We start from the raw sequence: 13322 nt of genomic DNA on the forward strand, positions 1-13322 counted from the left end.
GTACAAAATGGTGGTGTGGTAACTTCCATTTTACACGAAGCCTTCATGGGCCTTTTGTTTTTTTAGGTGTCGCACTTCATTTTACAATCCGTCTTTTTAAAATATAAGACGATATATGTCTCACGCGATAAAGTATTCCTCTATTTCTACGAGAAACGGATACCGCCCTCTTGCAGAGGACGGCGAAGCCGTTTCTTCTTTACGTATAGGAAAGAATATGAGTTTGCTCATCCTTTCTCTATACGTTTCGTCGAAACGATGGCGTCTATAGAAAGGGCGGCGAAGCCGTTTCTTCTTTTACGAAGGAATTTAGGTATAATAATGGAAAAACAGGCTGGGAGGATCATTATATGTCGATACATATTGGCTTAGCGGGCTGGGGTGATCATGATCAGCTGTATACGTCGGTGGCGAAGGCCGGCAGCAAGCTGCGGCAATATGCGAAGCATTTTCCTCTAGTGGAGGTAGACAGCACCTTTTACGCGATTCAGTCGAAGGAGCGGTTTATAAAGTGGCTGGAGGATACGCCCGCAACGCTGCATTTTGTCGTGAAGGCCTATCAAGGCATGACTGGCCATCAGCGGGGGCCGAGCGTGCCTGCGGCAGAGACGAATGAGATGTTCGCGTCATTTCGGACGATGCTAGAGCCGGTTATGGAAACCGGCCGATTGTCCGCCGCATTGTTCCAATATCCGCCTTGGTTCGATTGTACGCAGGCAAATGTGCGCATCCTCAGGGAGACGAAGGCACGGATGAGCGGCTTTCCTTGTGCACTCGAGTTCCGGCATCAGAGCTGGTTCACGGAGGAATACAAAGAGAAAACCTTGTCGTTCATGAAGCGGGAGCAATGGATTCATAGCGTATGCGATGAGCCGCAGGCCGGAATCGGCTCAATCCCAGAGGTGCTCGAAGCGACGGATTCGGAGATGACGGTCGTAAGGTTTCACGGCCGCAATATATCCGGCTGGAATCAAGCCAGCGCGCCGAACTGGCGGGAGGTGCGTTATTTGTACCGCTACAGCGATGAGGAGCTGCTGGATTGGGCCGAGAAGCTAAGGCTGCTGGAGCAGCAAAGCAAGCAGGTGAATGTTATTTTCAACAACAATTCCGGCGGGGATGCAGCGGCAAACGCGAAGCGGCTGATGGAGCTTCTGGGGTTAACAAGGCCGGATGGCAGCAGCCCGAATGAGCCTCCTCCGCCTGTAGTGGAGCAGTTGGATTTGTTTTGAGGGGCGCTCAAGGTTAGCCGGGTAAAAAATAGACCACATCGCTGATGTGGTCATTCGGCTTGGTGAAGGGCTTGCAGCGCCGAAGGTATATCCTTGGCAAAGAAAACCTGTTTCCCATTGTTGCTTTCATATATGAAATCCTTCAGGCTTTTACTGTCATAGCTTTCAAAATCGCCTACAATGGCGAGCTTCACTTTATAGTTCGTGTATTTTTGCAAAATATCGCCGGCAAGCTTCGTTTTCAACTCGAAAAAATCCTCGTTGATGTTCGATTTGCGAATTAACATCTTGTAGCAGTCTTCGTGGTAGCTGACGGTTGCCATCAAATCCAGCGCATCCTGCACATTCGCAATGACGATTTCGTCGCTCTCAATAATAGCTACCCTCGACTCGCCCTGCTGATCCACGGTCATTTTCATTTTCTTTCCATCCTTTCGCGAATATATGGCTTTAATGCGAGTATTATAGCATAGATATTAGGAATTCAAGCCTAAAAATAAGCGGCGATGGAGTAAGGCGGGAGAAGGTGATTATGATGCTGCAATTGATTACACGAAGATTGTCCATTCGAAGGCTGTATAGGGAAACGCTGCTAGCCAAGCCTATTTATCTCATCATGCATGGGGAGCGAGCGGATTGGTATAAGGAGCAGTGGGAACGTTTTTCCTTGCAGGAGGGACGAGTATCAGAGGATGAGATAGATGCGGTTGTAGCGTATATATCCGAGCGCGTCGAGGCGCTGTCCGCCTATTTAATCGGAATAGCTCCTTTAAAGCGTGAAATGAAAAAAGTATCATTTTATGCGGAATATGCGGAGCTGTTAAAACGATTTACGATAGATGATTTTAATAATGAGAACATTATGCTCTATATGTTTTTGTTCAATGAGCTGTTATTGGGCTCAACAAGGTATATTAACATCGTTAAGGAATTAGAGAAGCTCGAAAGTAGGCACGGGCTATAAGCTTATTAGTGAAAAATAACGAATGAGAAGTTAGACAACTGAAGGGGAATATAAGGCGGAGGGCATCGCTCAGTATGGTTTGTGAATAGGATACAAATGAAGACAAGGAGGGGGAGCGCTCTTTGTTTTTTTTTTGCTGGAAAAATGTTCATCCTAAATCATTTGTTCGCATTGAAAAATATAAGGGCTCTCAGTTGTATTACTAGTGTAAGGAAGAGCTGAGGCGCACAATTCATTAGAGCTCAATGAATTGCGCGGCTGGCTCTACAATCATGAAGTACGAATAGGCGCATACAAAACGAACATACTAAAGGAGAGATTTTACATGGATACAACGAAAAAGAGAACGATAACAGGTTGGACAGTCGGCATTGCAGCGTGCGCGGTTTTATCGGCCAGTATCTTTGCGATGAGCCATAATGCTACAAATGCTTCCTCCCAGACCCCGACAGCTATAACACAGCCTCCTATCCTAGGAAAAGTGGCCGTTAATATCGATGGCGTCATCTCCGAAGTGAGTGCAGACGGCAAAAGCTTTAAGGTAGGCAATCTCTGGGTAGAGGTAACCGATAAAACAGAGTTGGGCAGCAAAGAGCCAACAGCGTCCAAGCCGTCTGAAGAGCTGCTGCAGAAAGAATTTAATGTCGGCAATATCGTATCCGGCTACACTTCTCAAGATGTGAGCACCGGCAAGGTGACGGCAGACGTCATCTACAACAATATGGCTCCGCAGAAGGATGCTAACACAGCCCCGGCAACTACGGGAAAGGCAGCAGTCAATATTGAAGGCGTAATTACGGAACTTAGCGTAGACGGCAAAAGCTTCAAGGTTGGCGATTTGTGGGTAACGGTAACACCGGCAACGGAGCTCGGCATTGGTGGTCCAACGGCGGCTGCGCCATCGGAAGAGCTGCTGCAAAAAGAATTCAAGGTCGGCAATATCGTGTCCGGATTTACGACTGAGGACGTAGGAACTGGAAAAGTGAATGCAACGAATATTTACAATAATATGGTTCCGCAAAAATAATAGACAGAGAAGCCTCGCAGCTAAACAGGAGTATAAAAAGCGTCGAGGGCACCTTCATTGGAAGGTGCCCTCGGCGTTTTAATGGTTTTAAGGATTCGCTGTTCGCAAAGCTGTTGCGCTTCTTTTTGGTTAACCGTTGTTTCATTCGATTATTTGGATCACGTTGGGAGAATAGTACTTGTAACGCCATTTTAAACGTCTGCCTAAACCTTACATATTTTTGATACAATAGGAGAAGAGACAACGAAGCAGGGAGAAGTCCTTGACGTGGGACTCTGTCTCCTCTTTGTTATGAGCTGCAGACATTACATTATAGGAACGAAGGTTACCATGAGAATACAATTTAATAATCAGACGATTTCATTTAACGTGCTGTACGCGAATAGAAAAAAGCTGTATATCCATATCGACTCTACGGGCCATATCACCATTAAAGCGCCTAATGGAACAAGCGATGATGAGGTCATGGCCGCCGTGGAACGGAATGGGGAACGGATTGTACAGAAACTAGAGGCGCTGGAAACGGCACGCACGGCTCCGAAAGCCAAGGAATATCAAGACGAAGGAAAGTTTCTCCACTTGGGTAAATATTATTTGCTGCACGAGCTGATTGATACGGAGGAGCTGACCGAAGAGGAGCTAAAGGTCAGTCTGAAGAAGTTTTATTTCAACAGCTGCAAGAAAATCATTGGCGAGCGGATTAAGCCCTATCAAACTCAGCTTAAGGTGAAGGCCAAAACGATAGAGATCGTGGAATCAAGGACGAAGTGGGGAAGCTGCAGCTCAGAAAAGCATTTGACGTTTAATTACCGTTTGGCGATGGCTCCGATCGAGGTGATAGATTATGTCATCATTCATGAGCTATGCCATCTCACCCATATGAACCATGACCGATCTTTCTGGAGACGAGTGGGGAGCATCATGCCGGATTATAAAGAAAAAGAAGAGTTTCTGGCCAGGTATGGGCAGGCAATGACGCTTTAACATCAAGGAATGCGGAAAGGTTGGACGATTGGGATGGAAACTGGTATACTTGCCGGGGTTACTCCCGTAAAAGCGGTTTCAGTTTCACATTTTTGAGGGAGCTTGTCTAATTTCGTTTTTCGTCAGGAGTGTATGAAAAGATGAGAAAATATAATTTTATTCGACCGCTTATGTTGATTGTCATTGCGCTGCTCGTTAAGAGCTTGATTACGAATCTTTGCATGGTGTTTGGAATGGCGCAGGCGCAGGCAGAAAACATCGGATTTATCAGCATGCTTATCGCTGCGATCATTGTTTATTCTAGAATTGCCCGGAAACGCCGGAAATAAAACGGGTATCGAAAGGAGCAACCATGGACGAGGCTAAATCGAAGTTCGAGACGATCGATCAATATATGGCTACCTTTCCAGCCGATATTCAAGCCATATTGGAGAAGATTAGGAATGTGATCCAAGAGGCAGCACCCGAAGCAACAGAGAAAATCGGCTATCAAATGCCGACATTTGTGCTTTGCGGGAATTTGGTGCATTTTGCAGCGTTCAAAAATCACATCGGCTTATACCCGGCTCCAAGCGGAATCCATGCCTTCAAGGAACAGTTGGCAAAGTATAAAGGAGCAAAGGGATCGATTCGATTTCCTTTGGATAAACCGATTCCCTACGAATTAATTAGCGAGATCGTGAAATATAGAGCGGCAGAGAACATCGAGAAAGCAAACAGCAAGCTGAAAAAGAAGAAATAAAGCGTTGTATTAGTCGATGCAAGCTTGAAAATCAGGTTTGAACATAAGCTGCGAAAAGTGAATGTCGGCGAGTATTTTCAATTTGGCGGAGCAGCTGTTCCGAATAGTCAACGCAAAACCACAACGCCTCAGAGGCTAAGCTCTGGGGGTTTTTTATTAGTTTCGGTAGTCATGGAGGATGATTGCATCATCGGTTCAAGCGTTATGCTCATTTGGCATTGAGTCGCCCATATTTCTCGGGTACAATGAGGGAATAATCGGTTGAGCGGGACAAGAAAGGGTGTTGGTATGGAAAGTCGGTACGATGAGCTGGCTGCTTATTTCTTGCAGGTGCCTGTTGATATATTTGGCGTGCATCAGACGCTGCTTCGTACTGGGATCTACCAGGGCCACAAGTATCAGCCGACGACCAAATGCGCCTTGCTGATTGCGCTCAAGGGAGAGGCTGTCTTTTTCTATGATGGTGTAAGCTACCCGATGTATCCGGGTAAGACGCTGCTAGGCGGCTGTAACCGCAGTCTCGAATTTGTGGTTCAATCGAGTGAATTCGAATATTTTCTCGTGCATTATTTGCCCACGCATGCGAGGCAGGAAGATCCCTTAATCATCGAAACGGTGAGCGAGCTTCATATCGAGCTGGATGCGGCTCTGCTGCAATTAATGGAGCAGCTTAGAGGGCTGTCTACGATTCTTGGCAATATCGAGCAGCTTGAGAAGAAAACATTATTCTATCGATTGCTTAATAAAGCGCTGCTGTTTGAGAGATACCAGCAGAACAGCGAGAGCCAGCCGATGATGGAGCAGACGATTGCGCATATTAGGAAGCATTATATGGAGCCGATAACGCTGGAGAGCCTCGCGGAGCAGCATCAGATGAAAGCCAAATATTTCTCGCATTTATTTCGCAAATATACCGGGATCGGACCGATTAATTACTTGATTCAATATCGGATGAAACTTGCCCATGAATTGCTGACGACGGCGGATTTCTCCATTCGCGAAATTGCGAGAAGCGTCGGTTACGCGGATGCGTATTATTTCAGCAGGCTGTTCAAAAAGCATTACGGCATGTCCCCTTCTTCCGTGAGGCTGCATGCGAGTAGAAATAATCCATCCTGAAAACGGGAAATTATCTATTTGCTCATAGGCGGAGCGATGGTATCATTAATTCGATAATGATAATCGTTATCAATTATATGAGAGACATCGAGGGGAAGAATGAAATGAAGACAGCTAAATTACGTATGGCAGCAGCCTGCCTGCTAATGTTTGTCATGATGCTCGTCAGTGCCTGCTCCAATGCAGGAACGGCAAACCATGCAGCGACGGAAGCGCCGGCTGCGACCGATGCGGCAGAAAATACAAGCGGAAATAACGCGACTGCGGGAGACAGCGCTGCTTTTCCAAGAACGGTGACGAGCGCAGACGGCAAAGAAGTTACCATTGCCGAGCAGCCGAAAAAAATCGCCTTAGTGCATTGGGGACTAACGCAGGAGCTGCTAGGCTTTGAGCTGCCTTCCATTGCGGTAACGCTCCCGTTCACAGCGAAAAATTCCTTCCTTGATTCGGATGTATACAAGCCATACGTCGAGAAGTTTGACGAGGTGACAGTCGTTGGCGAGAACACGGCTGTTAACCTTGAAGCGCTTCTGCAATATGAGCCGGATATCATCCTGGCGGGCAGCGTCACGAACAAGGACATCACGGACCAATTGTCGCAGATTGCCCCTACGGTGCTGATTGATGAAGAGAAAACGAATGTTTGGATGGATTGGCAAGGCGTTATTACGCAGTTCGGCGACATTCTTGGGCAAGAGACGCTTGCCAAGCAGACGATCGACGACTTCTCCGCAAAGGTAGAGGAAGCGAAAACGCAGCTAGGCGATGTGGAAGGAACGGTTGCTTACTTGCAAGTCAGAGATAAGAATATTTGGCTGCAGGGCACAACTTATGCTGGCGATTATTATGAGCCGCTTGGTCTGAATGCTCCAGAAGAGGCGAAAGGCGACGGCATCGAGCTTACCCTTGAAGGGCTTAGCGCGATTAATCCGGATCATATCTTCTTAGGTTACTTCAACTACAATGATAAATCATTGGCTGCTCTTTCCGACGAGTGGGAACAAAGCGAAGTATGGAAGAAGCTGAAGGCGGTTCAGCAGAACCAAGTGTACGCGATTAACGGCGAGCTTGCTTATGGCTACGGTCCAATTAGCAAAATCAATGGCTTAGCTGCTATTGTGGATGCATTGAAGTAGGCAATTCGAATCTCATGCAACAAGCATATAATAAGCATACAACAAGCATACAACAAGGTTATTAGAAGGAGGGAGGGAATCATTCCCTTCTTTTTTTGCGTGTACACCTAGTTGCAGGCTGGTTCGCTTTAGCAAAAGCTTCATATTCCGAACATCTTTGTCTATCTGCTCTCGTCCAAGGTTAGGATATACTATTAGCAGCACTAGTATTACAGGAGGTTAATAATCATGGCTATTTCTTTACGTACGGATTCATTGGGAAGCATAGAGCCGGATATCGAGGTGTTTCGAGCAAGGCCGGAAGATACGGAAGCGGTGCTGCAGCTGCTCGTTCAAACAGCGGAATGGCTGCGGAGCAAAGGGTCCCAGCAGTGGAGCGGTCTGCTGCAAGGGGAGGATTCCCATCAGACGCCGGAGGCGATTAAGCGCGGTGAGGTGTACCTGTTTATGCAGGGCAGCATGCTGGCGGGGATCGTCATGCTTATGCAGAAGGAAAGCGCTTGGGACCGCGAGTTATGGGGAGCTGAAGGACATGAATCAGCGATCTATTTGCACCGGCTTGCCATTAGCCGCGAAGCGGCAGGCAAGAACTTAGGCGAGGCGATCGTCCGCTGGGCGGCTTCCGGGATTGTTTTCAAAGGGAAGGACCGTATTCGTCTGGATTGCATCGCGAACAATGCGAAGCTGAACGCTTTCTATCTGAGTTGCGGCTATGCATATAAAGGCTCGGCGGTGAATGAGATGGGTGAATTTAATAAGTATGAGATGATGTGCTAGTGCCCTCTGCTTAAATGGCGTGAGATTGGGTATATAGATAGAAAGAACGACAAGGAGGTAGTAACCATGAACAAGAAAAAGGTACTGATTACTGCGATCGGGATGGGCGTCACTTATCTGATGAAAAACAAAGGTGCGCGAGATAAGCTGAAAAACGCGGTGCAATCGTTTACTAAGAAGCGTCATTAAAGTTACCAACGCAACCAATGGAACCAACGCAACCAATGGAACCAATGGAACCAACAAACGTCACTAATGTTACCAATGCAATCAATGCAACCAATGCAATCAATGCAACCAATGCAACCAATGCAACCAATGCAACCATGCAAATGGGAAGCTCCTATAGGGCTAACCGGAGCAGATTAGCCACCTAGCCAGCGCGAAAGAACCTTTAACCAAATCTCTACCATACACGAAGAACCTTCATCACCACGGTAAAAGTGGTGATGAAGGTTCTTTTTTAGTCCTATAAGGCGTACAAAGCGGGAGCTGGAATTTCGCGAAATGCTTTCGGAACAGCCAGCTCCCCTTTGAATATTCGTTTATTACGTTAATTTCAAAGCATCCAACAATCGCATAACCGCCACGGCAGCTTGGGCTTTGGTCACCTTGGAGAGCGGGCTGAAGGTCGTTGGCGAAACGCCCAGCAGCACCTTCTGTTCGACAGCTAGGGCGACTGAAGCCCCGGCATAAGATGCAATAGATGCTTGATCGTCAAAGCGCTGAAGCACCGCAGGGTCTGCCACATTCACGTGACCTGCATATTGCCAAGCGTTAGCGAGGATAACAGACAGATCCTGACGCGTAATGGTGCCGCTTGGATTGAAGCGATCGGCCGATATGCCTTTGATCAGGCCGAGCATTTTAGCAGCAGCAATATCTCCTGCATACTTGGAGCTGCTGTCAACATCCTTGAACGGATGGCTGGACGTATCCGGCATAATACCAAGACCTTTCACGATCATGGAGACGAGCTCAGCTCGCGTAATGCTGCTGCTCACGCCGAATGTATCCGTGCTTTCGCCGGACGCAATCAGCTTCGCAGCCGCGCGTTCAACGTCTTTGCGCGCCCATTCGGCTGTCACGTCCTTATAGCTGAAATTCGTTTCGACAATGGCATAGATGCTATTGCCGTTTCGGATCAATTCGACCGCAGCCGTGCCGTCGGCATTCGTTGTAATCTTAGTTGGAACGGAGCGGAATTCATGGCTCTCAGAGAGATACACGACGCCTGTGGCTTGAGCGGCATCCATATCGGCAGCCTTCAGCGTGTATTTGCGGCTGAACGCATGCTTGCCGAAATCTTTCATCTCGACATACGTTTTGTCTGCAGCCAGCTGCTCGATCTTGAAGTCCAGCGGCGATGCAAGCAGTTGGAGTCCGCTGCTTTTCGCTAAGCTGTTGATCTGATCGATAACGCTGGCTGCCGGCGGAGCGATTGAAATTTTAATATCGGCGGAGAGATGCACCGCATGAACGGGGATGCTGTAGGTTATCCCATTCCACACCACGGAGAGAGTCGGCATTTCTCCTTTTTTGGCAAGCGCTTCAATGATTGCTTTGGAGACATGGACTACGATTTGCTTGGCTTCGCCGCTAATCGTAATGTGGTAGGCTGCCGAGCCAGACGCTTGAATTGTCTTCACTGCGGCATCCGTTTGGACGTCTAACGTCCATTTGTTGCCGTCCTTAGTAATGCTGGCATCCAGCTCATTCGCGCTTTTGCTTGGCGGCTGCGGCAGTGAGCCTCCAGAGGAGGGGGCAGCGAGCGTCGTTGCAGAAAGTACCTTGCTGGCGGCGGATACGTTCAATATTTCATCTTGGTCTTTCACAACCGCAAGCACGTGAAGCTTGTAGCTGGTATTCTCCGCCAACGAGCTTGCCGTGAATTTCGTTTCCGTTGTATAACCCGCGTATTGATTATTCACAAATACCTCATAGCCTGTCGCATGCTCGGCAGCACTCCATTGCAGCGAGATGGCATTCTGGTTGCTCGATAAGAGCACAAGATTGTCGGGAGCCGGCAGGGCATCCGAGTTCACAACGCCGTTAATCGGCAGATCATGCACGAGCTGCGTGGATAACGTCAGATTGCGGTCGCCGCTGTTGTCCCAGTTCATCACGCCTGCCAAATTCAGTGATTTCACGAAGGAAGCGTTATACATCATCGAGGTTTTGTCGTTGTACGTAATAAACGTTTGGCTCTCGCTATTGTACAGATAAGCGACCTTGGATGCTTCGTTCCAATGACGGACAAAGCCGTTCGTATTGACGAAATTTTCCTCCAGGTCCGTGAAGTCGAATATACCTGCTTCCCATGTTCCAGCAGGCACAGTTGAACATGCCGCATATTCGCCTGGTTCCGGGCAGCCGCTCCAGCCTTTGCCGAAGTAAGGTATGCCAAGCACCAGCTTGTAGTCTGGCACTCCGCCGTTCAGGTGTCCGAGGGCTCCGCCGCTGACATGGTTGCGGGCAGCCGCTTCCTTCGGGTGGTTCTTATCCGCATACAGCGGGGCGTTATGATGGGCAAGCATCTCCCAGCTGCCGCTGTAATCGTAGGTCATGATGTTGATGAAATCCAAGTAGTTCGACGCGTTCGCAAGATCTGCGTTCACGACAAAGCTGTCGCCCTGGCCGGATGCGATCGTCAGCAAATAGTATTTGCCGTCTTCTGAGCCAGCGGCATCAAGAGCCTCGCGGATTGTGCTCATCGCTAGCGTAAAGTTTTCTTTGTCCTCGGGGCGATGCACATTGTAGGATTCGCCGCCCTCGACCGGATATTCCCAGTCAATGTCGATGCCGTCCAGCTCATATTCACGCAGAAACTTCACGGCAGAGTTCGCGAACGTTCGGCGTGCTTCTTCCGTGGCTGCCATATTCGAGAAGTTTTTGGACCATGTCCAGCCGCCAACGGATATCATCATCTTCAGGTGGGGATTGGTTTGTTTCATTTCGGCAAAAGCCGCAAAATTGTCTGGATCAACCTCGGAGTCGCCTATGACGATTTCGCCGTCATACACGTAACGATTCTGAAGAGGCACATTCGCGTTCTCGCAAGCGTTCGCGCCGGTCCCGTATTTTTTCCAGCATAGATCGGCAAAAGCGTAGTTGATATGCGTGACCTGCGACACATCAACATCGGTTGGCAAGTAATGGCGTCCTGCTGGGGACACGGACCACGACGTATAGTAAGTGACGATGTTATAGTCGCTGCCAGGAACGGCAGTTACCGCATTGCTGGCAGGAGATTCCCACAGGTCGTTGCGGGCAATAACCTTATAAGAATAAGACTGCCCTTCCTGCAGCCCAGCAGCTACATAACGATTCGAATCGCTGACGCCTACTTGAACATCGTCTTGGTAGATCTCGTAGCTCGTTGCCCCTGGAGCCTTTGCCCAGCCGAGCGAGACGGTCGTGCGGTTCGCAGTAACAACCTGAACATCTTGAGGGGCGGCAAGCTCTCCCCAAGTCAGCCTGACGGCATTGCTGTTCTCAGACACCTGCTTCTTAACGGAGTTCTGTGCGCCGACTGCGAAAGTTACGGACTCGGCAGCAGTCTGCTGTTCAGGCAAGGTGTACGTAATCGTATTGGACCCATCCCAAACGCCAGCCTTCCAAGCGCCGTCTACGTATAAGTCATAGCCGTCGGCACCGGGGCTTCCCGTCCAGCTCAAGGTGACGGAGGAGCCGGATACGGCGGATACCTTCACATTCTGGGGAGGCGCAAGCGGAGACTCTTTGTATTCGCTCACATCCGCCAGTGTCGTGAACGTAACCAAATTGCTCTTTTGCTCCGGAGTCAGGTTGGGCGCTTGAATGCCGTCAGGGCCGACGTAGAAGGAGTAAGTGGTTTCGGGGGTTAAACCGCCGACGGTTTGAGCGCCATCATTCGCCCAAGTAATGTATTTGTTATTCTCGTCCCATATCCAGTAATGCGCAATGTCTGGGGCCGGGTCCCAAGCAAGGGATACCGTATTGTGGGTGACTTCCAGCACCTTTAAATTCCGTGCGCCTGAAGCAGGCGGTGCCACGATTTCGCCATCCGGCGTCGTGAATTCCACGATGTTGCTTTTGTGAGCTAAGGTTGCGGGCCTTTCATACCAGGTAATATAGAAACGGTAAGCGGTGTTCGGCTTAAGCGTGGTGAGCGTGCGGGTTCCGCTGTTTCCAAAGTCCAGGTATTCATTGGTGTTGGCGTCCCAGACATCGATATCGTTCACATTCGGGTTAATATCCCATGCTAAGGTAACAGCTGTGGGTGTTAGGGAGCTTTGTACGATCCGTAAATTTTGCGGTGCGGCAGGGTCAATAGCGGGAGGATCATTGTCGGCAGCGTAGGAGGCTGAAGCGTTGAATAAGGAGCTGAACAAGAGCGCAAAGCATAGGAGCAGGACAAACCTTTTCGTCTTTTTGAGCCGGGCAAAATCGTTCACCTTATCACCTCTGATCGTCATTTTTTGAACATTGCAGCATGGCATGTCGTGTAAATGTCTGGGTGCTGGTGCCTGACTGAGATCGCGGGTTTAAGCGGTCCCCCTTTTTTGGGAAAAAGTTAAGATTTGGTTAACCTCCTATTATCATGAGACGAACAGAGAAAGATGGGAAGGGGTATATTTCCATTTCACAGGGGGTAATATTTGAGCATTTCCGTGCGGAGCGGGCTTATATATCGAGAATAGCTAGTTGATGGCGCACTTTTGTGGTAAGATGACTAAGGACAATAGACCATACACAATCAATAGGAGAAGTGGGGGACATTTTAACACCCTGCTTCTTTTATTTTGATGAAGATAGACGTAATAAACCGAACAAAGGGAGTTCATAATGGCTACAATTATTGCAAAACCATTCGATGCTGACATGCAGGCGCTTCTTGGAGAGATTGTGACAGCGTATCATGCGCCTGAGCTTAGCAAACGCGACAGCTCGGAAATACCGGATCAAATCTATGTCATTGAAGCAGAAGATGCGATGGTTGGCTACGGCATCGTATGGGAATACGAAAACGGGAAACAACTGATTAAGAAGGCGGAAGCCGATTATTTCAGCGATGACGAGAAATATTTGGAGAAGGACTTCTATATTGATATTAAGAACAAGAAGAACTTCGTCTTTATAGAGGCGCTTGATGTGCTGAAGGATTTCGAGGGCAAGGGCTATGCCGCGACTTTTATCGACTGGCTCAAAGCGAAGTACCCGAACAAAAGAATGTACGTTTATTCACTCGATAAATCCAGAAACTTCTGGTTTAAGCAAGGCTTTGAGGTTTTGGGCGGCACCGTGTGGATGACTTATAATTAACCGTATAAATAAGCAGCGTGATTCATCATTAATGCTTTTT

General features: G+C 48.5%; 14 protein-coding genes. 11 read left to right on the forward strand and 3 right to left on the reverse strand.

The features are described from left to right. Positions 1 to 350 precede the first annotated feature (350 nt). Positions 351 to 1229 (forward strand): DUF72 domain-containing protein, encoded by an 879-nt coding sequence (locus tag FHS16_RS30815; RefSeq protein WP_183571433.1) that lies wholly within the window; start codon positions 351 to 353, stop codon positions 1227 to 1229. A gap of 50 nt (positions 1230 to 1279) precedes the next feature. Here the strand turns inward: FHS16_RS30815 and FHS16_RS30820 are convergent, their stop codons facing one another. Continuing rightward, complete coding sequence (locus FHS16_RS30820; protein WP_183571435.1) at positions 1280 to 1648, reverse strand: DUF4180 domain-containing protein; 369 nt, start codon at positions 1646 to 1648, stop codon at positions 1280 to 1282. A gap of 113 nt (positions 1649 to 1761) precedes the next feature. Here FHS16_RS30820 and FHS16_RS30825 point away from each other — a divergent pair, with 113 nt between their 5' ends. From FHS16_RS30825 to FHS16_RS32355, 9 genes are all read left to right on the forward strand, one after another. After that, positions 1762 to 2193 carry a hypothetical protein gene (locus FHS16_RS30825; RefSeq protein WP_183571437.1) on the forward strand — a complete coding sequence of 144 codons (432 nt, stop codon included), beginning with the start codon at positions 1762 to 1764 and terminating at the stop codon, positions 2191 to 2193. A 325-nt stretch (positions 2194 to 2518) separates the two neighbouring features. Continuing rightward, complete coding sequence (locus FHS16_RS30830; protein WP_183571439.1) at positions 2519 to 3220, forward strand: DUF5666 domain-containing protein; 702 nt, start codon at positions 2519 to 2521, stop codon at positions 3218 to 3220. 330 nt (positions 3221 to 3550) lie between these two features. Further along, positions 3551 to 4204 carry a M48 family metallopeptidase gene (locus FHS16_RS30835; RefSeq protein WP_183571441.1) on the forward strand — a complete coding sequence of 218 codons (654 nt, stop codon included), beginning with the start codon at positions 3551 to 3553 and terminating at the stop codon, positions 4202 to 4204. A 140-nt stretch (positions 4205 to 4344) separates the two neighbouring features. Further along, positions 4345 to 4533 (forward strand): hypothetical protein, encoded by a 189-nt coding sequence (locus FHS16_RS30840; protein WP_183571443.1) that lies wholly within the window; start codon positions 4345 to 4347, stop codon positions 4531 to 4533. Between the two features lie 23 nt (positions 4534 to 4556). Then, entirely contained in the window at positions 4557 to 4946 is a 390-nt protein-coding gene (locus FHS16_RS30845; protein WP_183571445.1) for an iron chaperone, read from the forward strand. 288 nt (positions 4947 to 5234) lie between these two features. Next, on the forward strand, positions 5235 to 6065 hold the full coding sequence (locus FHS16_RS30850) for a helix-turn-helix transcriptional regulator (protein WP_183571447.1): 831 nt from the start codon (positions 5235 to 5237) through the stop codon (positions 6063 to 6065). A 104-nt stretch (positions 6066 to 6169) separates the two neighbouring features. After that, positions 6170 to 7201 (forward strand): ABC transporter substrate-binding protein, encoded by a 1032-nt coding sequence (locus FHS16_RS30855; protein ID WP_183571449.1) that lies wholly within the window; start codon positions 6170 to 6172, stop codon positions 7199 to 7201. A 228-nt stretch (positions 7202 to 7429) separates the two neighbouring features. Continuing rightward, positions 7430 to 7978 (forward strand): GNAT family N-acetyltransferase, encoded by a 549-nt coding sequence (locus FHS16_RS30860; protein WP_183571451.1) that lies wholly within the window; start codon positions 7430 to 7432, stop codon positions 7976 to 7978. 66 nt (positions 7979 to 8044) lie between these two features. Continuing rightward, positions 8045 to 8167 carry a hypothetical protein gene (locus FHS16_RS32355; protein ID WP_281379239.1) on the forward strand — a complete coding sequence of 41 codons (123 nt, stop codon included), beginning with the start codon at positions 8045 to 8047 and terminating at the stop codon, positions 8165 to 8167. Here FHS16_RS32355 and FHS16_RS30865 read toward each other — a convergent pair. Then, positions 8151 to 8306 carry a hypothetical protein gene (locus FHS16_RS30865; protein ID WP_183571453.1) on the reverse strand — a complete coding sequence of 52 codons (156 nt, stop codon included), beginning with the start codon at positions 8304 to 8306 and terminating at the stop codon, positions 8151 to 8153. The genes FHS16_RS32355 and FHS16_RS30865 overlap by 17 nt on opposite strands. A 220-nt stretch (positions 8307 to 8526) precedes the next feature. Next, complete coding sequence (locus tag FHS16_RS30870; protein WP_312891137.1) at positions 8527 to 12414, reverse strand: glycosyl hydrolase family 18 protein; 3888 nt, start codon at positions 12412 to 12414, stop codon at positions 8527 to 8529. A gap of 391 nt (positions 12415 to 12805) precedes the next feature. On the opposite strand from FHS16_RS30870, the gene FHS16_RS30875 reads away from it, so the two are divergent. Then, entirely contained in the window at positions 12806 to 13282 is a 477-nt protein-coding gene (locus tag FHS16_RS30875; RefSeq protein ID WP_183571457.1) for a GNAT family N-acetyltransferase, read from the forward strand. The last annotated feature ends 40 nt before the right edge of the window (positions 13283 to 13322 follow it).

Origin of the sequence: Paenibacillus endophyticus (genome assembly GCF_014192395.1) — a bacterium.
Taxonomy (GTDB): domain Bacteria; phylum Bacillota; class Bacilli; order Paenibacillales; family Paenibacillaceae; genus Pristimantibacillus; species Pristimantibacillus endophyticus.

What these genes read in the sequence shown, in the direction of transcription:
- FHS16_RS32355 (WP_281379239.1), top strand. Translation starts at nt 8,045, where the DNA reads ATGAACAAGAAAAAGGTACTGATTACTGCGATCGGGATGGGCGTCACT.
- FHS16_RS30845 (WP_183571445.1), top strand. Translation starts at nt 4,557, where the DNA reads ATGGACGAGGCTAAATCGAAGTTCGAGACGATCGATCAATATATGGCT.
- FHS16_RS30855 (WP_183571449.1), top strand. Translation starts at nt 6,170, where the DNA reads ATGAAGACAGCTAAATTACGTATGGCAGCAGCCTGCCTGCTAATGTTT.
- FHS16_RS30875 (WP_183571457.1), top strand. Translation starts at nt 12,806, where the DNA reads ATGGCTACAATTATTGCAAAACCATTCGATGCTGACATGCAGGCGCTT.
- FHS16_RS30835 (WP_183571441.1), top strand. Translation starts at nt 3,551, where the DNA reads ATGAGAATACAATTTAATAATCAGACGATTTCATTTAACGTGCTGTAC.
- FHS16_RS30840 (WP_183571443.1), top strand. Translation starts at nt 4,345, where the DNA reads ATGAGAAAATATAATTTTATTCGACCGCTTATGTTGATTGTCATTGCG.
- FHS16_RS30825 (WP_183571437.1), top strand. Translation starts at nt 1,762, where the DNA reads ATGATGCTGCAATTGATTACACGAAGATTGTCCATTCGAAGGCTGTAT.
- FHS16_RS30865 (WP_183571453.1), bottom strand. Translation starts at nt 8,306, where the DNA reads ATGGTTGCATTGGTTGCATTGGTTGCATTGGTTGCATTGATTGCATTG.
- FHS16_RS30820 (WP_183571435.1), bottom strand. Translation starts at nt 1,648, where the DNA reads ATGAAAATGACCGTGGATCAGCAGGGCGAGTCGAGGGTAGCTATTATT.
- FHS16_RS30815 (WP_183571433.1), top strand. Translation starts at nt 351, where the DNA reads ATGTCGATACATATTGGCTTAGCGGGCTGGGGTGATCATGATCAGCTG.
- FHS16_RS30850 (WP_183571447.1), top strand. Translation starts at nt 5,235, where the DNA reads ATGGAAAGTCGGTACGATGAGCTGGCTGCTTATTTCTTGCAGGTGCCT.
- FHS16_RS30860 (WP_183571451.1), top strand. Translation starts at nt 7,430, where the DNA reads ATGGCTATTTCTTTACGTACGGATTCATTGGGAAGCATAGAGCCGGAT.
- FHS16_RS30830 (WP_183571439.1), top strand. Translation starts at nt 2,519, where the DNA reads ATGGATACAACGAAAAAGAGAACGATAACAGGTTGGACAGTCGGCATT.